20 protein-coding genes are annotated in these 22,293 nt (G+C 37.1%); 17 read left to right on the top strand and 3 right to left on the bottom strand.

Going from position 1 to position 22,293, the window contains the following annotated elements:
* Positions 1-202 precede the first annotated feature (202 nt).
* The 12 genes from VZD24_RS11920 to rlmN all read left to right on the top strand — a co-directional run bounded on the left by VZD24_RS11920 (position 203) and on the right by rlmN (position 13,662).
* Positions 203-1,075: a prephenate dehydratase gene (locus VZD24_RS11920; protein ID WP_279448948.1), complete on the top strand. Its 873-nt coding sequence runs from the start codon at positions 203-205 to the stop codon at positions 1,073-1,075.
* Positions 1,065-2,147, top strand: coding sequence for a chorismate mutase (locus tag VZD24_RS11925; RefSeq protein WP_279448947.1), 1,083 nt, complete (start codon positions 1,065-1,067; stop codon positions 2,145-2,147). The genes VZD24_RS11920 and VZD24_RS11925 overlap by 11 nt, the downstream gene beginning before the upstream one ends.
* A 21-nt stretch (positions 2,148-2,168) precedes the next feature.
* Complete coding sequence (gene rsgA, locus VZD24_RS11930; protein WP_279448946.1) at positions 2,169-3,116, top strand: ribosome small subunit-dependent GTPase A; 948 nt, start codon at positions 2,169-2,171, stop codon at positions 3,114-3,116.
* Between the two features lie 98 nt (positions 3,117-3,214).
* Positions 3,215-3,667, top strand: a complete 453-nt coding sequence (dtd, locus tag VZD24_RS11935; RefSeq protein ID WP_279448945.1) for a D-aminoacyl-tRNA deacylase — start codon at positions 3,215-3,217, stop codon at positions 3,665-3,667.
* A 147-nt stretch (positions 3,668-3,814) separates the two neighbouring features.
* Entirely contained in the window at positions 3,815-5,716 is a 1,902-nt protein-coding gene (locus VZD24_RS11940) for a DUF3858 domain-containing protein (RefSeq protein ID WP_342687743.1), read from the top strand.
* Positions 5,717-5,729: 13 nt separating this feature from the next.
* On the top strand, positions 5,730-7,751 hold the full coding sequence (locus tag VZD24_RS11945; RefSeq protein WP_342687744.1) for a DUF3858 domain-containing protein: 2,022 nt from the start codon (positions 5,730-5,732) through the stop codon (positions 7,749-7,751).
* Positions 7,751-8,077: a nucleotide pyrophosphohydrolase gene (locus VZD24_RS11950; RefSeq protein WP_279448942.1), complete on the top strand. Its 327-nt coding sequence runs from the start codon at positions 7,751-7,753 to the stop codon at positions 8,075-8,077. Before VZD24_RS11945 ends, VZD24_RS11950 begins: the two co-directional genes overlap by 1 nt.
* Before the next feature lies 1 nt (position 8,078).
* Positions 8,079-8,321: a hypothetical protein gene (locus VZD24_RS11955; RefSeq protein WP_342687745.1), complete on the top strand. Its 243-nt coding sequence runs from the start codon at positions 8,079-8,081 to the stop codon at positions 8,319-8,321.
* On the top strand, positions 8,318-9,562 hold the full coding sequence (locus VZD24_RS11960; protein ID WP_342687746.1) for a 3-phosphoshikimate 1-carboxyvinyltransferase: 1,245 nt from the start codon (positions 8,318-8,320) through the stop codon (positions 9,560-9,562). The genes VZD24_RS11955 and VZD24_RS11960 overlap by 4 nt, the downstream gene beginning before the upstream one ends.
* A 135-nt stretch (positions 9,563-9,697) precedes the next feature.
* The gene (queA, locus tag VZD24_RS11965; protein ID WP_279448939.1) at positions 9,698-10,747 is read left to right on the top strand and encodes a tRNA preQ1(34) S-adenosylmethionine ribosyltransferase-isomerase QueA; all 1,050 of its coding nucleotides are present in this window, start codon (positions 9,698-9,700) and stop codon (positions 10,745-10,747) included.
* A 133-nt stretch (positions 10,748-10,880) separates the two neighbouring features.
* Positions 10,881-12,539 (top strand): T9SS type A sorting domain-containing protein, encoded by a 1,659-nt coding sequence (locus VZD24_RS11970; protein WP_342687747.1) that lies wholly within the window; start codon positions 10,881-10,883, stop codon positions 12,537-12,539.
* 82 nt (positions 12,540-12,621) lie between these two features.
* Positions 12,622-13,662 (top strand): dual-specificity RNA methyltransferase RlmN, encoded by a 1,041-nt coding sequence (gene rlmN / locus VZD24_RS11975; RefSeq protein WP_342687748.1) that lies wholly within the window; start codon positions 12,622-12,624, stop codon positions 13,660-13,662.
* Between the two features lie 54 nt (positions 13,663-13,716).
* Here the strand turns inward: rlmN and VZD24_RS11980 are convergent, their stop codons facing one another.
* Complete coding sequence (locus VZD24_RS11980; protein ID WP_342687749.1) at positions 13,717-14,601, bottom strand: T9SS-dependent choice-of-anchor J family protein; 885 nt, start codon at positions 14,599-14,601, stop codon at positions 13,717-13,719.
* Positions 14,602-14,923: 322 nt separating this feature from the next.
* On the opposite strand from VZD24_RS11980, the gene VZD24_RS11985 reads away from it, so the two are divergent.
* From VZD24_RS11985 to dnaG, 5 genes are all read left to right on the top strand, one after another.
* Entirely contained in the window at positions 14,924-15,901 is a 978-nt protein-coding gene (locus VZD24_RS11985) for a polyprenyl synthetase family protein (protein WP_342687750.1), read from the top strand.
* A gap of 133 nt (positions 15,902-16,034) precedes the next feature.
* The gene (locus tag VZD24_RS11990; protein ID WP_279448934.1) at positions 16,035-16,601 is read left to right on the top strand and encodes an RNA polymerase sigma factor; all 567 of its coding nucleotides are present in this window, start codon (positions 16,035-16,037) and stop codon (positions 16,599-16,601) included.
* The gene (locus VZD24_RS11995; protein ID WP_342687751.1) at positions 16,588-17,403 is read left to right on the top strand and encodes a hypothetical protein; all 816 of its coding nucleotides are present in this window, start codon (positions 16,588-16,590) and stop codon (positions 17,401-17,403) included. Before VZD24_RS11990 ends, VZD24_RS11995 begins: the two co-directional genes overlap by 14 nt.
* A 91-nt stretch (positions 17,404-17,494) precedes the next feature.
* Positions 17,495-18,559 carry a coiled-coil domain-containing protein gene (locus tag VZD24_RS12000; RefSeq protein ID WP_342687752.1) on the top strand — a complete coding sequence of 355 codons (1,065 nt, stop codon included), beginning with the start codon at positions 17,495-17,497 and terminating at the stop codon, positions 18,557-18,559.
* Between the two features lie 121 nt (positions 18,560-18,680).
* A complete protein-coding gene (dnaG, locus tag VZD24_RS12005) occupies positions 18,681-20,639 on the top strand; it encodes a DNA primase (protein ID WP_342687753.1) in 1,959 nt (652 codons plus the stop codon).
* Here the strand turns inward: dnaG and VZD24_RS12010 are convergent.
* The gene (locus VZD24_RS12010; RefSeq protein ID WP_279448930.1) at positions 20,636-21,268 is read right to left on the bottom strand and encodes a response regulator; all 633 of its coding nucleotides are present in this window, start codon (positions 21,266-21,268) and stop codon (positions 20,636-20,638) included. The two genes, dnaG and VZD24_RS12010, sit on opposite strands and share 4 nt — an antisense overlap.
* A gap of 151 nt (positions 21,269-21,419) precedes the next feature.
* Positions 21,420-22,211: an NAD(+) synthase gene (nadE, locus tag VZD24_RS12015; RefSeq protein WP_342687754.1), complete on the bottom strand. Its 792-nt coding sequence runs from the start codon at positions 22,209-22,211 to the stop codon at positions 21,420-21,422.
* Positions 22,212-22,293: the final 82 nt, after the last annotated feature.

Below are 22,293 nucleotides of genomic sequence, written 5' to 3' on the forward strand. Positions count from 1 at the left end.
AAAGTGTTTTATCTTTTTAAGAATTGTTTACATTAGCAATCTATTAAAGAGCAATGAGCACAATTTTTACTTTCAACAATTTTTGGTTTTTCTATTTTAAAGATAGAACCGGGATTGTTGTATAGTTACCTAAACCATAAAACACATTTAGTCCCGGAAATTTTTTCCGGGACTTTTTTTTTAACCTAAAACCAGTTTTAGTATGAGTATTAAAATAGCCATTCAAGGAATAGAAAGCTCCTTTCATCATCTTGCCGTTCAAAAACTTTTTCCGAACAACAACGTAACGTTAATGCCGTGTGACAGTTTTAATAAAGTAACAGGAACAATTGCAAACCTGAGTGCAGATTTTGGCGTAATTGCAATTGAAAACTCCATCGCCGGATCAATTTTACCAAATTACACTTTAATTGATCGCGAAAATTTGCAAATTCTCGATGAGGTTTTTTTAAATATAGATATGTATTTAATGGCTTTGGAAGGTGAAACACTGCATACTATAAACGAAATACATTCGCATCCCGTGGCATTACAACAATGTAAAGATTACTTAATGCGCGTTCAACCACATTGTAAAATTGTAGAGGGAAAAGATACGGCTTCTGAAGCTAAAAAAATACGAGACGGAAATTTAAAAGGCGTGGCAGCTATCGCCGGTAAACAGGTAGCCGAACGGTACGGATTACAGATATTAGACAGCCACTTGCAGAGTATTAAAGTAGATAAAACCAGGTTTGTAGTGCTTGGCAGATCTACCGAAGCCTCGCCAATAGCAGCCAATAAAGCTTCGCTTAAATTTATTTTGGACCACGAGGTAGGTAGTCTTTCAAATGTTTTGCAGTTGCTTCAAACCTTTAAAATAAATCTTACAAAAATTCAATCCTTGCCAATTCCAGAAAAACCGTGGCAATATGCTTTCTTTGTAGATGTTTTATTTGAAGACCGTACATTTTTTTCAGAAGTAATTACCATACTTAAAAAAACGGTGGAAGAATTAAAAGTATTGGGCATTTACAAACAGAATCTTGAAAATACACCTAGCAATCTTGCAAAACATATAGTGCATGGAGAATAATAAAGAATTACGCAATTGGTTAGCCGCAATGAAACTTTCGCACCCCTTGGTTATTGCAGGGCCTTGCAGTGCAGAAACCGAAGAACAAGTTTTAAAAATAGCGCATCAATTAAAAAAAACGGACACTACTGTTTTACGCGCGGGAATATGGAAACCCCGTACGCGTCCTGGAAATTTTGAGGGCGTGGGCGCTTTGGGACTAAAATGGTTGCAAAAAGCCAAACAGGAAACAGGGTTAATGATAACCACCGAAGTTGCAAATGCCAACCACGTAGATTTGGCTTTAAAACACGATGTAGATATACTTTGGATTGGCGCGCGAACAACAGTTTCGCCTTTTATTGTTCAGGAAATTGCCGATGCCGTAAAAGGAACCGATAAAATTGTTTTAGTAAAAAATCCTGTAAACCCCGATTTAGCTTTATGGCTCGGAGCCGTAGAGCGATTTTACGCTGCAGGAATAACTAAATTGGGCGTTATTCACCGTGGTTTTTCTACTTACGAAAAAACGCGCTACCGCAACAATCCCGAATGGCAAATACCAATAGATCTGCAAAACGAATTCCCCGATTTGCCGCTTATTTTAGATCCATCGCACATCGCGGGACGCAGAGATATAATTTTTGATCTATGCCAAACGGCACTTGATTTAAATTACGACGGATTAATGATAGAAACACATCACGATCCCGATAACGCTTGGAGCGATGCCGCACAACAAATTACGCCAAAGGCTTTGGAGCAAATGACCGTAGATCTAAAAATTAGAAAACAAGAAGGCGATGCAGTAGAGTTTAAAAACAAACTGAATACCTTACGTACCCAAATTGATGTTTTGGATCATCAATTATTAGACTCTTTGGGAAAACGTATGAAAATAGCCGATGATATTGGTTTGCTTAAAAAGAAAAACAACGTTGCCATTCTTCAAACAAAAAGATGGAACGAAATTTTAGGGAGAATGATCTTGGAAGGCGAAGAGAATAAATTAAGTGAAGAGTTTATTTTGCGAATTTTTAAAGCCATTCATCAAGAATCAATTAACCATCAAAAAAAGGTGATAAATGATTGAAAAGTTTTGCAACTTTGTCAAATGAAAGGCCTTGTTTATAAATCTACTGGCAGCTGGTATTCTGTAAAGGCAGAAAACGGAACTTTTTACAATTGCCGTATAAAAGGTAAATTCCGTATTGGGGGTATTAAAAGCACAAACCCCGTAGCAGTGGGCGACCACGTTAATTTTGATATTGAAACCAAGGGCGACGAAACCGTTGGGGTTATTAAACATATTGAGGAGCGCGATAATTATATTATTCGCAAATCGGTAAATCTTTCAAAACAAACCCACATTATTGCTGCCAATATAGATATTGCTTTTTTAGTGATAACGCTAAATAACCCACCCACCTTTACCACATTTATAGATCGTTTTTTGGTTACCGCCGAAGCGTACGATATTAAAGCTGTGCTTCTTTTTAATAAAATTGATCTCTATGACGAAGATGAATTGCTAGAAATAAAGATACTCGCGGCCCTCTATAGAAAAATAGGATATGAATGTATAGGAATTTCGGCCATAACGGGTAAAAATATAGACAAGGTAAAACTGCTGATGCAAGATAAAGTTACAATGTTTTCGGGGCATAGCGGGGTTGGAAAATCTACTTTAATCAATTCTATTGAGCCGGGTTTGTCATTAAAAACATCAAAAATTTCTGAACAACATTTACAGGGCCAGCACACAACTACTTTTGCCGAAATGTTCGATCTTTCCTTTGGCGGACAAATTATAGATACGCCCGGAATTAAAGGTTTTGGAGTTGTTGAAATTGATAAAGAAGAGTTGGGCGATTACTTCCCTGAATTTTTTGAATTAAAGGAACATTGCAAATTTAATAACTGTCTTCATATTGAAGAACCCCAATGTGCAATAAAAAACGCCCTGGAAAGCGAAGAATTAGCCTGGTCGCGCTATAAAAGCTATTTGCAAATTATAGAAGGTGATGAAGAGCATTTTAGAAAAGATATTTATACACCCTAGCCCGATAGCGTGCAAAGGATGTAGAGAACTTTTACGAATTTTATAAATTCAAAAACTAAAAATATTGGTATTTCCCTTGGGAAAGCAAGCTAAATTATATGCGAGCACTAATTCAAAGAGTAAAAAAAGCATCGGTAATTATTGACGATGAAATCTATTCTGAAATCAATCAGGGGTTGCTTATTTTTTTAGGAATTGAAGCCAAAGACACTCAAGAAGATATAAACTGGTTGGCAGGAAAAATTGCACGTTTACGGATTTTTTCAGATAAAAGTAATGCCATGAATCTTTCGGTTCAAGATGTAAATGGCGACTGTTTGGTCGTGAGCCAATTTACACTACACGCAAATACTAAAAAAGGCAACAGACCTTCATTTATAAACGCAGCCAAGCCGGAAATTGCAGTTCCCTGTTACGAAAAATTTGTGCTTCAACTTGAAAATCAAATTAATAGAAAAGTAAAAACCGGAAGTTTTGGAGCTATGATGGATGTAGCATTAATAAACGACGGTCCGGTGACAATCTGGATAGATTCAAAAAGAAGAGAATAATCTCTTTAACTTTTCTTTAACCATTCATAAATTTTATATATTGCCAAACAATAAACGATTTTGTGAAATATACAGCTTCGCTTTTTGCAGTACTTAAAAAGATTGGTTTGGATATTTCAGCTCCCTGTTTTACAAAATTTATTACAGATGAAAAATATTTTTTGCTTGGCGATTGTTCTTTGCTCGGCCTATATTTATGCACAACCTCGATATAATGTAGCATCTATTCCTATTGAACTTATGCAAAACGCCAATAGCGTGTTGTTAGATGAGTTAGTTGAAGTAGATGTAACCAATTTTGGAAAGAAGAAAGAAAAGACCCATCGGGTAATTGCTGTACTTAACAAACTTGGCAACGGCGATACGCGTTTGTATGCCTTTTACGATGAAAACTCTAAAGTAAAAAATATTGAAGCTGAAATTTACAATGCTTCCGGGGCAAGAATAGCACATTTTAAAAAGAAAGACTTTATGGATGTGAGCCGTACCGGTAGCAGTATTTATAGCGACGACCGGATGCTGGGCTTAAACTACACTCCCACAACCTACCCTTATATTGTGGTCTTTAACAAGGAAACAGAATCTGGCGATACCGCATTTTTAAGTCCGTGGGCGCCCTTAAACGGATATGCCGAAAGCACCAAAAGCAGTGTGCTAAAAATTAAATTTGAACCTTTAAATAAACCAAAAATCAAACCTCAAAATCTGGATGGTTACAATATTTCCATTACCGAAAGTGAGGATGAAATAACCTTTACCGCCACTAACCTCAAAACAATTAGATACGAAGAACACAGCCTGTCGCCCAGTAAAATCTTTCCAATTGTATATATGGCACTCAATAATTTTAGCTTAAAGGGAACTGCAGGATCGGGCAATGATTGGCAAGAATTTGGAAGCTGGATGTACAAAAGTTTGCTTTCGGACGTAAAGGAGTTGCCCGCCGGTACTATAGCCAAAGTAAAAAATCTTGTTGCCAATGATACTACAAACGAAGAAAAGGCACGTAAAATCTATCAATTTGTACAGGATAAAGTTCGCTATGTAAGTATTCAAATAGGTATTGGAGGCTGGAAACCTATGCTCGCTTCAGAAGTAGATAAACTTAGTTACGGCGATTGTAAGGCATTAACAAATTACACCAAAGCACTGTTAGATGCAGTGGGTGTACCATCGTATTATACCGTTGTTTATGGCGATAGCATGGAACGTGACATTATGGAAGATTTTGCATCTATTCAAGGAAATCACGTAATTTTAGGAATTCCAGACAACGATAAAATTACATGGCTGGAATGTACTAGTCAAGAAACACCCTACGGTTATATTGGCGATTTTACAGACGATCGCGATGTACTTATAATTACACCTTATGGCGGCAAAATTGTACATACAACAGTTTATAAAACCGAAGAAAACACCCGGGAAAATAATGGAACGGTTAACATTGATGCCAACGGCAATGTAACGGCAGCTTTTAAAAGTGTTTCCAAAGGATTGCAATACGACGATAGGTATATGCTTCCAAAGCAAAAAGCAGAAGATTTAGATAAATACTATAAAGAGAAATGGGGTTATATTAACGGATTTACCATAGCCAATGTAAACCTTGAAAATGATAAGCAAAACGTAGTTTTTACTGAAGAACTAACGCTCAATATTCCCAATTACGCCAATCCGGTTGGAGACGATTTTCTTTTTAGCGCCAATATTTTTAATCAGCATAAATATATACCGCCACGAATAGCAGATCGAAAGCAAAATCTGTATATAGGCAACGGATATGTACACACGGATACCGTTGAGGTTATATTGCCCGATAATTTTGTGGTAGATGGTTTACCAGAAGAAACTATTTTGGAGACCAAATTTGGGAAATATCAAATGGGCTTTAGCGAAACTTCAGATAAGAAATTAATATTCTACCGAAACATGCGCATTAATAAAGGCGAATATCCTCCTTCGGAATATGATAATTACCGTGCATTTCTTCGTTCCATTGCACGACTTGATAAAACAAAAATTCTTTTAAAACAAAATGTACAATAAATATTTATTACCTATGAAATCCAATTTCCTCACCATACTTGCAGTGTTATGCTTTGTAAACACTTCAATTTCGCAAAATTATAAATTCGGAAAAGTTTCAAAAGAAGAATTGCTTCAAAAGGAACACCCCACAGATCCTACCGCAGATGCTGCTATATTGTATAGAGAAATTCACACTGAATTTCAATATACAAATAACGACGGTTTCTATATGGTTACCGATGTTTTTGAACGTGTTAAAATTTACAATAAAGAAGGGTTTGATTGGGCATCAAAGGAAGTAGATCTTTACCAAAGCACTTCAAGCTCTAAAGATGAAATAATTGGTCTAAAAGCTTATACCTATTATTTAGATGGCAATAATAAAATAGAAGAAGTAAAGCTTAAAAACGATGGCGTTTTTGAAGAAAAAACCACCAAATACATTCACAAAACAAAATTTACAATGCCCGACGTTCGCGAAGGTTGCGTTATTGAATACAAATACAGTATTAAATCTCCATTTATAAGCAATATAGACGAGTTTCGATTACAGGAAACCATACCCGTAGAAAAAATAGAAATACGTTTTGCATCTCCGGAATATTTCGTCTTTAAAACGCATCAAAAAGGTTGGGTACCTTATAAAGTTGAATCTACTAGCAGAGATCGAACCATCGCCTTGGCAAATTCACGCTCCGAATACGACCGTTATGGAAATATGACAAATAGAGGAGGCGCAAGGGACTTTAAATTTAAGGAAGATATTTATACAATTGATCTAACCGATGTGCCGGCAATGAAGGAGGAGTCATACGCAGGTAATATTGATAACTATTCTACAGGACTAAAATTTGAATTGAGTTACGTAGATTTTCCCGGAAGCTCCATGAAAACTTATTCCACTACGTGGGAAGATGTTTCTAAGGGCATTTACAAAGTAGATTCCTTTGGTAATGAATTGGATAAAGACAACTATTTTGAAGACGATTTAAACAGCCTTTTAAATGGCGTGAGCTCTCAGGAAGAAAAAGTTAACAAGATTTTTTCATTTGTTCTCAATAAGATGACTTGGAACCGCTATACAGGCTATTACACAAACGAAGGGGTAAAGGAAGCTTATAAAAAAGGTTCGGGTAATGTGGCCGATATAAACCTAATGTTAATTGCCATGTTGCGCAAAGCAAATATAAATGCCAATCCTGTTTTGGTGAGCACAAAAGATAATGGTATGCCATTGTTTCCTACGCGCAACGGGTTTAATTACGTTATCGCTGCCGTAGAATTACCACAGGGAATGGTGTTATTAGACGCCACAAACAAAGAGGCCGAAGTTGGTGTTTTAAAACCGAGCATAATGAACTGGCAAGGACGCTTAATTTTAAAAGATGGCACGTCTAGCTGGGTGCCATTAAGCCCACAGACCCACGCGGTTAAAAGTTCGATGGTGAACGTTGCCATAAAACCGGATATGACGGTTACCGGAGTTGCTAAAAATAGATTTACAGGAAATTACGCGTTAAAATACAGAGCAAAATATAAGAGTTTAAATGCCGACGCTACCCGAAAAGCTTTAGAAAAAGATGCAAACCAAGCCGAGCTTTCGGAAGTAAATTTTGAAAATTTAAATACGCTCGGAGAGCCGGTTGCCTTAGATTATGAATTTGAAACTTTTGGAGCTGTAGAAGACGTTGCCGGGAAACTATATTTATCGCCAATGGTTTTTATGGCTACCAAAGAGAGTCCATTTAAGCCCGAGACGCGTTTGTATCCTATAGATTTTGGGTACCCGATGAAAGATCGCTACATTTTTAATATTGCGCTTCCTGAGGGATATAAAGTTGAATCACTACCAGAGAATGCCGTGTATAATCTCGGTACGAATATGGGGAGTTACCGTTATTTAATTTCGCAGGCAGGCAATAATATTCAACTTTCTGTGGAATTCTCAATCAATACATCGTATATCGCTGCAGAGGAATACGGCAATCTTAAAAAATTCTTTGAACTTTTAATCGCGAAAGAAAACGAAAAAGTTGTACTTTCAAAGGCATAATGGATATTAAAAACGCACAAAAAGCCGTAGATACTTGGATAAAAGAACACGGCGTTCGCTACTTTAATGAGCTTACTAATATGGCACAGCTCACCGAAGAGGTAGGTGAAGTGGCCCGAATTATTGCCCGCAGATACGGCGAACAAAGTGAAAAAGAAAGCGACAAAGATAAAGATTTGGGCGAAGAGCTTGCAGATGTTATTTTTGTGGTGTTATGTCTCGCAAATCAAACGGGTGTAGATATTGAAGAAGCTTTTCAAAAAAAATTAGATTTAAAAACCAAACGCGATCACGACAGGCATCACGGTAATAAAAAACTAAAATAACATGTTTAAAAGAGTTCTAAGCACCAAGGGGTTTTGGAAATCGGTATTCTCGCTAGCAATCGCTTTTGCACTAATTTTTGCAATCATAAAGTGGGCAATAGAAGGTTTTGATTTTGGCTTTTTTACGGAGAGAGATCCGTTGCTGTTTTTTCTCACCCTTATTGTTGCTGCCTTTGCCTACGGTTTTCTGGTTACTTTCGGTAAATTTCGGGCAAAGTTGAAGGAAAACGATGCGGGAAAATGAAAGCCAAACTAAAAAGAGGAAAATTTCCATTAGAACATGTAAAAATTAATATTGGCGGTTCTAAAAGTGAATCAAATCGTTTGTTGATTTTACAGGCGCAGTTTCCGAATATTACCATCCAGAACCTTTCGGAAAGCGATGATACTATTGCGCTTAAAAAAGGTCTAAAAATTAAAAACGGCACTGTAGATGTTCATCATGCCGGAACGGCTATGCGCTTTTTAACGGCGTACTATTCAGCGTGTCAGAATTATAAAATAACACTTACCGGAAGTACGCGAATGCGCGAAAGACCTATAGGAATACTGGTTGAGGCTTTACAATTCATGGGAGCGAATATTGCGTATTGTAAACAGAAGGGGTTTCCACCATTAATGATTGAAGGTAAAAACCTCACTACAAACCAAGTTACCTTAAAAGCCAATGTTAGCAGTCAATATATTTCTGCATTAATGCTGGTAGCTCCAATGTTTCCCGATGGTTTACAAATTTATTTGGAAGGAAAAGTAACTTCGGTGCCGTATATTGAAATGACGCTTTCACTTTTAAAAAGTATAGGTGTTAAAAGTAGTTTTACCGAAAATACAATCGTTATTTCTGCTGCGAAAGATGTTGAAAATAATACAATAGTCGTAGAATCCGATTGGAGTTCGGCATCGTATTTTTACAGTTTAGTGGCACTGTCCGAAAATTGTCAAATTACGCTTGGCAGTTTTATTGAAGATAGTTTGCAGGGCGATAAGGCATTGGTTCAAATTTATGAGGCATTGGGCGTAAAGACAGTTTTTAATGCTTTTGAGCGAACTATTTCACTTTCAAAAACCAATACTAAGCTTCCTGAATCTATTCAATTTAATCTTTCAAATACACCCGATATTGCGCAAACTATTGCTGTTACTTGTTTTGGTCTGGGAATTGGCTGTAAATTAACGGGACTACATACGCTAAAAATTAAGGAAACAGACAGACTGCAGGCCTTAAAAACCGAATTGGAAAAATTAGGGGCAACACTTCAAATAGATGACAGTTCACTAGTGCTCGAAAAAGCAGCTCGCATAAATACGAATGTACTTATTGAAACTTATCAGGACCATAGAATGGCCATGGCCTTTGCGCCACTTGCTGTAAAAACTCCGCTTGAAATAAACAACCCAGAAGTGGTTTCAAAATCATATCCCAATTTTTGGAAGGATTTAAAATTAGCCGGAATTAACTGTTTTTTAAGTGATTTTTCCGAATAATCAAGTTGTAAATCCTCGACAATTGCGCTACACCACACATTTGCAAATAATAAACCAGTATTTACTTGACAACGCCTATTTGGAGGTTGTATATTTGCAGCCTTTTAAAATATAAAGACACAACGCATTATGGGAATGAAACTTTCAAATTTTGGCTTTACGCTTCCAGAAGAATTATTAGCTGAGTATCCAGCGCCAAACCGTGACGAATCGCGACTTATGGTGCTAAACAGAAAAACCAAAACTATTGAACACAAAATGTTCAAGGATATTATCGATTATTTTGAAGAAGATGATGTTTTAATCACCAATAATACCAAGGTTTTTCCGGCACGATTATTCGGAAATAAGGAAAAAACCGGAGCGCGAATTGAAGTTTTTCTATTAAGAGAATTAAATTCAGAAACGCGACTTTGGGATGTACTGGTAGATCCTGCCCGAAAAATTAGAATTGGCAACAAATTATATTTTGGTGAAGACGAAACACTTGTGGCCGAAGTTATAGATAATACAACTTCTCGCGGAAGAACACTCCGATTTCTCTTTGACGGCTCGTACGAGGAATTCCGAAATAAATTAACCGAATTGGGCGAAACGCCGCTCCCAAAATACATTAAGAGAGAAGTAGAGCCCGAAGACGCAGAGCGTTACCAAACCATTTTCGCTAAAAACGAAGGGGCGGTAGCAGCACCAACGGCCGGTTTGCATTTTTCAAAACACCTTTTAAAACGTCTTGAAATTAAAGGGGTAAATATTGCCGAAGTTACATTACACGTAGGACTGGGGACTTTTAGCTCTGTTGAGGTTGAAGATCTTTCAAAACATAAAATGGATTCTGAAGAAATGGAAATTAAGCCAGAAGCCGTTGATGTAATTAATACGGGCATTCAAAGAAAAAAACGTATCTGTGCAGTGGGAACTACTGCAATGCGCGCGTTGGAAAGTTCGGTTTCTACAAACCATTCGTTAAATGCATACAAAGGGTGGACTAATAAATTTATTTTTCCACCGTACGATTTTAGTATCGCGAATGCTATGATCACTAATTTTCATACGCCAAAATCTACTTTATTAATGATGGTTTCGGCATTTGCTGGACACGATTTTATAAAAGAAGCCTACGCTGAAGCTATTAAGGAAAAATATAAATTTTATACCTATGGAGATGCTATGTTGATTATCTAATATGCAACACTGCGTACACTCTTTAAATCCCGATGCGAATCGGGATTTTTTATTTTATAAGCGTTTGATTTTCAAATGTGGAAATAAAAATATACCTTAGTATTCCTTTATTAAAAACTAACCAGCTGTCTAGATGAAAAAAACTACGTTTTTCTTCATTATTTATTTGTACACACTAATTGCCTTTTCGCAAGGCAATGGCGGTGAATTGCCCGAAAGCTGGGATCTTGATCTAACAGAACAACCCGAGGTTATACGGCTTCCGCCCTTAGATTTAGAGCTTATTTTACAGCAAGACAGTATAAACGATTTAGATAAAAGCATGCCTTGGCGCTACGGTATTGAAATACCTGTAAATCTAAATATGCAACAAAATGGGCTATGGACCACACTGTCCAATGGCGGGAAAATTTGGCGCACGACCATACAATCGCACAGAGCGCTAAATTTAAGTATTAATTTTGATGACTTTTATTTGCCCTCCGGTGCTAGACTTCAACTTTACAATCAAGATAGAACAGATGTTACCCGAACTTATAATAATGCGCAAAACCGAATAAATGGTCAATTGGGAACCTGGTTTGTAGAGGGCGATATTATTTGGATTGAATACTACCAACCTCCCCATACACGGGAAACACCGCGACTTCAAATTAACAGTGTTATTCACGGCTACAGAATGGGAAGTGTAAATGCGCTAATAGACGGTGTTCGCGGCATTAACGATTCTGGTGAATGTAATTACGATGTAAATTGCCCGATTGGAAGTGATTTTGATGCCAAAAAAGATTTAGTGAAAAAAGCAGTTGCACTCCTAAACCTCGGAAATGGTTATTTGTGTTCGGCCGTATTGGTTAATAATACTCAGAGCGATAAAACACCTTATCTTTTAACTGCCAATCACTGTTTGGAAAACAGCAGCCCGGCGCTTTGGTCTATTCGGTTTAATTGGGTAAGCCCAACGCCAGTGTGCGGAACCGGAGAGGACAGCGGAGATCTGCAAACTAATTTTACCATTAGCGGTGCCGAATTAAAAGCTAACAATAACGTAAGTGATTTTGCCTTAGTAGAACTTTTTGAACGAATTCCCAATTCGTGGGACGTTGCTTTTGCCGGATGGGATAACTCAGATACCGATCCATTGTTTGAAGTTGGCATACATCATCCGAACGGAGATATAATGAAAATTTGCAGAGATAATTCTGGCGCTACAAAAGTAGATGCCAATGGCACACAAGTTTGGTTAATTGGTGGCGGCACACACGGAAGTGGCAATGGCTGGGAGATAGGTACAACAGAAAGCGGCTCTTCAGGATCTCCACTTTTTGATGAAAATGGCCGGATTATCGGTCAGTTATATGCAGGGCAGTCGGCTTGCAACGGATTAACAAACAACGGTGAATACGATATTTACGGTAGGTTTGGTATTTCTTGGAATACTGGAAATACGGCACAATCGCGATTAATGGATTGGTTAGACCCAATTAGTTCTGGGCAAACTACGGTGGAAACAATTCAAAATCTTTTGAACATTCCGGATTTTGAACAAATTGGCGAAATTAAAATTTATCCCAACCCCGCCAGTACTACCATTACGGTAATGAACAATAGATTTCCGCATTTATCCTTTCAATTTCTGAATGTAGTGGGGCAGCGTATCCACGCGGGTTCCCTGTCTAACACAATGAATACAATCAATGTTGCCAACCTCGCTGATGGCGTATACTTTCTCTATTTGTTAGATGAAGACAGCAAGAACTCAATAACGAAAAAAATAATTATTAATAAATAAATATATAATTTTTTAAAGTTGAAATGCCTCTATTCTGAAACGGAAAGAGGCTTTTTACTTTTAATTACAGTAATTTTGCAAGATGATTTCAGAAAAAAGAGATATACGAGCACTTACTAAAGAAGAACTTAGAGATTTTTTTGAAAGTATTGGCGATAAGGCTTTCCGTGGCACACAGGTTTATGATTGGCTGTGGAACAAGGGAATACACAGCTTTGACGATATGACCAATCTTTCCAAGGAAACCCGAGCACATTTAAACAACAACTTTGTTATTAATCATATTAAAGTAGATCACATTCAAAAAAGTAATGACGGCACAATTAAAAACGCGGTTAAACTTCACGACGATTTGGTGGTGGAATCAGTCTTAATTCCTACTAAAAGTAGAACTACGGCTTGTGTTTCTTCGCAGGTTGGGTGTAGTTTAGATTGCAGGTTTTGTGCGACCGCAAAACTTAAAAGAATGCGGAATTTAAACCCAGATGAAATTTACGACCAAGTTGTGGCCATAGATAAAGAAAGTAGGCTGTACCATAACAAACCACTCTCTAACATAGTTTTTATGGGAATGGGCGAACCGCTTATGAATTATAAAAATGTATTGGAGTCTATAGAAAAAATAACTTCGGACGAAGGCTTGGGGATGTCGCCAAAACGAATTACTGTTTCTACCTCTGGTGTGCCAAAAATGATAAAGAAATTGGCAGATGATGAGGTAAAATTTCATTTGGCAGTATCATTACATTCCGCAATTCAGGAAACAAGGGAGCAGATTATGCCTTTTGCAAAAGCATTTACATTAACAGATCTTCGCGAAGCTTTAGAATATTGGTACAGTAAAACGAATCGGAAAATTACGTACGAATATATTGTTTGGAAAGATATAAACGATACTTGGGAAGCTATTGAAGCACTTGTTACTTTTTGTAAATACGTACCTTGCAAAGTGAATATTATTGAATACAATCCAATAGACGATGGCCATTTTCAGCAAGCTTCATCTACCATAATTGATGATTACATTCAGGCCTTGGAACACAACAGAATTCCTGTAACGGTTCGCAGAAGTCGCGGAAAGGATATAGATGCGGCCTGTGGGCAATTAGCAAACAAACAATAAAAAAAGAGCGGCTTTTGGCCGCTCTTTTCAATTCAATTCAAAACCGAATGTAAATTAGTTTTTTACAATTCTGAAAGTTTTGCTAGCTCCTTCAATAGAAACAGTAGCAATGTAAACACCAGACTGAAGTCCAGAAATAGTTACAGATTCATTAGTGTTAGCTAGTTTTTGAGAAACTACCTCTTGACCTAGCATATTGTAAATAGCCACACGCTCCATAGAAGTAGTAGCAGAAAGGTTTAATTGGTTGTTTGCAACAAAGTATTTGAAACCTTGGAAAACTTGATCGTTAACACCTAAAACATCAGCGGTAACTTTAAAGTCATCAACTTGGAAACCAAATTGGTCAGAAGCAACGTGGTTTATAGCGATGTAAACATCTTGTCCAGCGTAAAAATCAAGATCAACAGTGAATTCTTCCCAGTCAATTGCTTGAGGAACTAAACCTGTTTCAAGTGGTGAAAAGTTAGTTGGGTCGTTATCTACTATAGATACTAAGATGTTAAAAGTCTCATTCGAGTATAATGCGTCAGCAGCTTTTGCCCAGAAAGAAAGTAGGTTTCCAGATGTTCCTAATGTAATTTGTGGAGAAATAAGCCAATCGTTGTTCGCATTCGTTGTTCCGTCTGGAACAGCAGCAAAAGAAGTCATTGCCTTTTCACCGCTTCTAGCAGTCCAATCAGAATCGGCAGTTGGATCTAATGGAGGGTTTGTTGTAGTTGAGTTGAAAACAATAAATGCCCCCGTGTAACCAGAGTTGTCAAAAGTAACACCTGAAAATCCGTAAGTAGGTAGCATGTCTTGATCAACTAGAGTCCAATCTCCAACATTGTCAATAATGAAGTCGTCATAAGCTTCAAAATCGTCTTCAAAAATTGTTGTTTGTGCGCTCATCGCAAAGCCAGCAAATAATGCTGCCAATAAAGTAATTTTTTTCATTTTAAATATTAATTAAGGAGTTAAAAATAATTTCCCCCAAAAATAGGGCTTGAGCCTTTGTCAATAGGGGTTTTATGTCACTTTAACACCTTTTGAGTATTTCGCATTTTTGAAGATTAACTCAATGTCTGTCGCACATTTATTAACGCACATCTTGCATTTTTATAACTTTTAAGATTGAAATAATGAATATTTAATTTTGAATGCGAAAATCAATCTTTAAAAGTTTTGTTAAAATGCACCGTACTTTTTTTAAATCTGTTGCGTTTACTTGATGGCACCGTGAAAACCGTCGTTCAATTTTAACTATCTTTGAGCTTTTATGAAGATAGTTTCGCGCATAAAACTTCCCATTGAAAAAGAGATGGAGCTTTTTGAAAAAAAGTTCTCAGACTCTATGTCTTCCAAAGTTTCACTGCTAAATAAAATTACCCACTATGTTGTAAACCGGAAGGGAAAACAAATGCGGCCCATGTTCGTTTTTCTAATTGCAAAAATGACCAATCAAGGTCAAGTGAATGAACGTACCTATCGCGGCGCATCGGTTATTGAGCTTATACACACTGCTACTTTGGTACACGACGATGTGGTAGACGACAGCGACCGTCGCCGTGGGTTTTTCTCCTTAAATGCACTTTGGAAAAACAAAATTGCCGTGCTCGTTGGCGATTATCTGCTTTCTAAAGGGTTGCTGCTTTCTATAGATAATGACGATTTCGATTTATTAAAAATAATCTCTGTGGCCGTGCGCGAAATGAGCGAGGGCGAACTCTTACAAATTGAAAAGGCGCGAAAGTTAGATATTACTGAAGATATTTATTTTGAAATAATTCGCCAAAAAACAGCAACATTAATTGCAGCTTGTTGTGCAATGGGCGCACGCTCGGTAATGGCATCGGATGAAGAAGTTGAAAAAATGCGCAAGTTTGGCGAACTCATCGGCACCGCTTTTCAGATAAAAGACGACCTTTTTGATTATGGTAACGAGCACATCGGCAAACCTACCGGCATTGATATTAAGGAGCAAAAAATGACTCTTCCCTTAATATACGCACTAAATAATGCTTCTTCTGAAGATAAAAAATGGTTAATTAATTCGGTTAAGAATTATAACAAAGACAAAAAGCGCGTAAAGGAAGTTATCGCTTTTGTAAAAGATAATGGCGGTCTGGATTATGCCGTATCAAAAATGAAGGAGTACCAACAGCAAGCACTTCAGCTTTTGGAAACCTATCCCGCTTCGCCCTACAAAGAATCGCTCGAGTTGATGGTAAATTACGTTATTGACAGGAAAAAGTAGCAGTTTGCAGAGGCAGTATGCGGAGGCAAACGGAATACTGCGACAGTATATTGAAAACTTTTTTTACTCCCAGGCAACTATTCTGCAAAAACCTGCGTCTATTAAATAGAAGCCTTTTAAAGCGAAGCGTATTTTGAAAATAATACCCTTACATAAAAATTATTCAAAGCTAATTAGCAAATCGTCTAATGGCGATCGCCGAGCGCAGCAAAAATTGTTTGAGCATTTTGCACCCAAAATGTTGGGAGTTTGCCGGCAGTATGTAAAAAGCAACGATTTGGCCGAAGAAGTAATGCTAAACGGGTTTTTTAAAATGTTTTCAAATTTAAACAATTTTAAAAACGAAGGAAGTTTTGAAGGTTGGGTTCGCAGGATAATGGTAAACGAAAGTATTACACAACTTCGAAAAGATAAAAAACTACATTTTACATCCGAAGCCGAAATTGAAAATTCTGCAGTGCATTCCACATTTATTGAAACCGAATTGGAAACGGACGAAATTCAAAAAATGATAGACAGTTTGCCGGTTGGTTATAAAACGGTTTTTGTGCTTTATGCAATTGAAGGATACAAACACAGTGAAATTGCAGAACAATTGCAGATAAGCGAAAATACTTCAAAATCACAACTGTTTAAAGCACGCAAAATGCTTCAGAATATGGTAAAACAACAAAATAATATTAGCTATGGCACCTTATAAATTAGAAGACAACATGCGCGATAAGCTGGAAGCGAGAGAGCTAAAACCCTCCGCGAACGCTTGGAAAAAACTAGAAGCAAGGTTAGATGCCGAGCAACCCAAAACAAAGCCGATCTTATGGTATTACGCCGCTGCGAGCATTGTGGGTATTTTAATTTTGGTTTCAATTTTCTATAGTAGAAATAATTTTGAAGGCAACAATACTATTGTAAACGAGAATATACATCCGCCTAACCCGGAAACAAATTCTGAAATAATTCCAATAAATGTTGAATCCCAAAAAATAGCGTCAGAGCTACCCGTAACTTCGGAGGAAGAATATAATGTAAATAAAGATAATACAAAATCCTCTGGAAGGGAAGCAAACGAAACGGCACGAGAAAAATCAATACAGTTAAAAAATCCTTCACCTAAAAAATCTGAAATTGACAAAAAAATTCAGCAATATGAACGAGTTGCCCAGACAAAGAACGAAAATGTAAAACCTAATAAAGAAGAGAAGGCAATTATTTCAGAAGATGAAAAACATATAAATCTTAAAATAGACGAAGTAGTTGCTTCAGTAAAAAAACTACAAGAAGATAATGCAGATGTAACTGCTGCCGAAGTAGAAGCGCTGTTAGATAACGCTCGCCGCGAAATTCAATCGCAACGTATTTTAAACAATCCAAAAGTAGATGCAACTGCGCTCTTGCAAGACGTAGAGTGGGAGCTCGAAAAAAGTTTTCGCGACAAGGTTTTTGACGCTCTTGGCGAAGGTTTTAATAAAATAAGGACTGCTGTTTCTGAGCGAAACGACTGACCAATTGTTGCCTCGAGCGCAAACGAAAGATTTAAAATAGGTAACAAAATTATTCATCAATTCATCATCAATAATCAAAAATCGAACAGTTATGAAATCAATTATCGCAATTACCACGGCACTCACCATTTGTTTACTCACTAGCGGTTATGTGCAGGCACAAGTAGCAACCAACAAAAATTCTATTGAACACTTAAGCAGTTTAAAAGAAAAAATAATTCAAGAGGAAAAAGACGCGCTAAAAACAGAAGTTGAAAGAATTAATTCGTTATTAAACAGCGATGGTGTTACCGAAGCCGAGGCCGAAAGTTTAAAACAAAACGCCGCCGAAAAGCACGCATTAAACATTGAAAATAGATTGGCAATTATTGATAATAAAATAGCATTGCTAAAACGAAACGATACCGTAGTAAACGAAGATGATGATACAGGAATGGTCATTAGAATAGGTACTAGCGATAGTGAAAATGAAAATGTGCTTTACATTGGTCCTAAAAATAAAAAACGTAAATACGACCGCCGAACCACCTCCGATTTCGTATTTGCATTTGGTTTAAACAACGCAATTACTGAAGGCGAATCCTTGCAGGATTCAGATTTTAAAGTAGCAGGTAGCCGCTTTGCCGAACTTGGCTGGGCGTGGAAAACACGGGTTTTCGATAATTCAAATTGGCTCCGAATTAAATACGGACTGTCTTTTCAATTTAACGGATTAAAACCTACGGACAATAGATTTTTTGTAGATACTGGAGAACAAACCGAGCTGCAAACGTATCCGTTAAATCTCGAAAAGTCTAAATTTAGAATGGACAATCTAGTGGTGCCTATTCATTTGGAATTCGGACCGTCTAAAAAAACTGAATACGACGATTATTTCCGTTATTCTACCAAAAATCAACTTACGGTTGGCTTGGGCGGCTATGTAGGAATAAATTTAAGTACCCGCCAAAAGTTAAAATTTGAAGAGGATGGGGAAGATCAAAAATTAAAACTAAAAGCAGATTACAACACAAATAATTTTGTTTACGGCCTCAGTAGTTATATAGCTTGGCAAGGAATTGCGCTATACGCCAAGTACGATCTTAACACAATTTTTAAGAATAACCCTATTGTCCAGCGCAATGTATCTTTGGGTTTGCGCTTTGATGTAGATTAGCCACATCTATTAATTTTGTTTAATTATTAACCTACAAGGTTTTTAAAACCTTGTAGGTTTCTTTTTTATATATTGCTATTTTTACCGACCGCAATATCCAATTAACGTATTAACAATTTCCTTGATAAGCAGAACCACCATAGACAATGTTTTTGAAACCGCTCGTGTTGAAGAGGTAATTGGCGACTTTGTGCAATTAAAAAAATCCGGGAGCAACTTTAAAGGGCTTAGCCCATTTACAGATGAACGCTCTCCGAGTTTTATGGTGAGTCCCGTAAAGCAAATTTGGAAAGATTTTAGTAGCGGAAAAGGAGGAAATGTGGTTTCCTTTTTAATGGAACACGAACATTTCACCTATCCCGAAGCAATTAAATTTTTAGCCAAAAAGTACGGGATTGAAATTGAGGAAACCGAGCAAACGCCCGAAGACAAAATACAGGCCAACGAGCGTGAAAGCTTGTATTTGGTAAGCGAATTCGCAAAGGAATATTTCCATAATACATTATTAAAAACCGAAGAAGGCAAAGCCATTGGACTTTCGTATTTTAAGGAAAGAGGTTTTACCGATGAAACTATAAAAACATTTAAGTTAGGTTATTCCCCAGATTCTTGGGATGCCTTTACCAGCCACGCAATTAAAAAAGGCTATAAGCTAGAATTTCTGGAAAAAACGGGTTTATCTATCGTAAAGGAAGAAAAGCAATTCGATCGTTTTAAGGGTCGCGTTATGTTTCCGATTTTAAGTATGAGCGGTCGTACGCTGGGTTTCGGGGGGCGAATATTAACTTCAGATAAAAAGGCGGCAAAATATTTAAACTCGCCCGAGAGCGATATTTACCACAAAAGCAAAGTGCTTTATGGCATATTTAACGCCAAACAAAGCATCGCAAAAGAGGATAATTGCTACTTGGTTGAGGGTTATACAGATGTTATTCAGTTTTACCAAACAGGTATTCACAACGTGGTTTCCTCCTCTGGAACGGCTTTAACTTCGGAACAAATCCGGCTTATAAACCGCCTTACCAAAAACATTACCGTTCTTTTTGATGGAGATGCTGCGGGCCTTAGAGCATCGCTTCGCGGAATAGATTTAATCTTGGAACAAGGTATGAATGTAAAAATTTGCACCTTTCCCCAAGGCGAAGATCCAGATAGCTTTTCGCGGAAAAATTCGTTCGAAGATGTAACACTTTACTTAGAAGAAAACGCAAAAGACTTTATCACTTTTAAAGCGTCACTGCTTGCAAATGAAGCCAAGAACGATCCGATAAAAAAATCGGAAACCATTCACGATATGGTCAATAGCATTGCCAAAATTCCCGATGTAATAAAGCGCGAAGTTTATATAAAGGAATGTTCGCGTATAATGGATATTTCGGAACAAGTGCTTTTTAATACGCTGGCGCAAATTTTTCAAAAAGACAAAAAGGAGGCTGCTAAAAAAACAAAGGTGCAGCAGGAGTCTTTTGAGGTTATTCCAACCGAAAAAAAGATTCAAAAAATAGACGTTCAATTGCAATTGGAGCAAAAAATAATTGAACTATTATTACTCTACGGCAATGTGGAAGAAGATTTCGAAGACTTAATACTGGATGTAGATGAAAAAGGCGAAATTTCGTTGAAACCTGAAATTCACAAAGCGCGCGTATTCGAAAAAATTTATCTCGATTTGCAGGACGATGAAATTGAGTTTACAAATCCGGAATTCAAAAGCTTGTATTTTGAAGTTGTAAACAGATTTAATCAAGATCCCGAAGCAAAAGCTGAAACTTTTATAAACGATTTAAAACCCGAAATGGCCACCGCCGTAACGCATATTTTAATGGAAGAAGAACGATACACGCTGAGTAACTGGGAACGAAAGGAAATTTATGTAAAAGAAAAAGATAAAACCATAGCCCAAATGGTGAGCGAAACAATACTTAATTTACGCCGGCATTTGGTTTCCCAAAAAATAAACGAACTTTCTGAAGAAATGAAAGAGGGCAAAATTGCCGAAGTAGATTCTGGACTTCAGGAAATAGTAGATTATATTAGTCTTAAAAAGGTGCTTTCCAATAAACTTAACCGGGTGCTTTAACTTAACTGTAGCATCCGTACTTGGGTAATTAACTCTGCCAAACTGTTTACTTCCAGTTTTTTTAAAAGCCTCGTTTTATAGGTGCTCACCGTTTTTTCATTAATTTCCAGAAGGGATGCAATATCCTTATTGCGCTTTCCGTCTGAAAGCAAATTTAAAACTTCCAATTCTCTCGCCGAAAGCTTTTTGTATTTCCCAATAACGCTAGTATCGTTATTATTACGATTGTTATACGCCGCAATTAGCGCATCGTTTAAAAATATACCCCCTAAATTTACATGGTTAAGAGCTTCTAAAAATTCTGCGGGTGAAGCAGTTTTTGGAATATACCCAGAAGCCCCAGATTTTATGGTGCGAAGCGCGTAGACTACTTCGGGATATGAAGAAAAAATTACAATTTTAATTTTTGGGAATGTTTCGTGAATGTGGCGAAGTGTATTAAAACCCTTAATTTCCGGAATATTCAATTCTAAAATTAAAATATCGGGCTTTGTTTTTTCAATACATTCAATTAATTCGGTCCCACGACTAACATTGCCAACTACTGTATATTTATGCGTAGTTTTCAAAAAAACCGAAATGCCTTCCCTAATCATAGCATGATGGTCTGCAATTACAACTCTTTTCATCTTTGAAAATTTACAAATTTGGAAAAATATAAACTTGAGAAATGGGGAAAGTTTAATTTGTAATATTAACAATACATTACGAAAGAATGAAACCTTTACCGAATGAATAGCAAAGGTTTCGTTCAAGTGTTAAATTATCCGACCAGTAGCGTTAATGCTTTAATTTTAATGGAATTTTACACACTGGAATGGGGAGCATTTTATGTTGATTCGCGCTATTGAGTTTACGGTAAATATCAAAAACCACTTGTTGTCTGCCTACAAAATCGCTGTTTTGCTTGCCTTTTTCCGCCATTTCCATTGCCCATTCCAGTTCGTCGTAGCTTGCTCCTAATTGATCTTCATCCGAGCGGCTATCGCCAAAAAGACCGTCTGTTGGTGCTGCATTTAGTATGGATTCCGGAACATTTAATGCCTTCGCAATTGTATAAACTTCGCTTTTTAGCAAATCGGCAATGGGGTTTAAATCTACTCCGCCATCACCATATTTAGTGTAAAAACCAACGCCAAAATCTTCAATTTTATTTCCAGTTCCCGCAACCAAATAACGATATATTCCAGCAAAATAATACAGTGTGGTCATTCGCAAACGAGCCCGGCTATTGGCTAATGAAAGATCTATTAAGGCTCGATTTGATGTTTGAGGGACTTCGGCCTTAAATTGTTCAAAAACCGAAGTAAGATTTACTTCCGTACTGCTAACATTTGGGAAGTTTTCTTTTAAAAACTGAATGTGTTCGCGGCCGCGGCTAACTTGGTTTGCAGCCTGATGAATGGGCATTTCTACACAAAGTGTACGTAAGCCTGTTTTTGCGCAGAGTGCCGAGGTTACTGCCGAATCTACTCCGCCACTTATGCCTACTACAAAACCCTCCATCTTTGCATTTTCGGCATAACTTTTAAGCCAGTTTACAATAAAATCTATAACTTTTTCGGTCTGCATTTTCCGTGTTTTTAATCTTTTATAATAATACCTTTGCACCGCAAAAGTGGTTAAAGATAAAATTAATAAAAAGGATTAACGT

The sequence above is a fragment of the Aequorivita flava genome, assembly GCF_038742595.1.
In the GTDB taxonomy this organism is placed as follows: domain Bacteria; phylum Bacteroidota; class Bacteroidia; order Flavobacteriales; family Flavobacteriaceae; genus Aequorivita; species Aequorivita marisscotiae.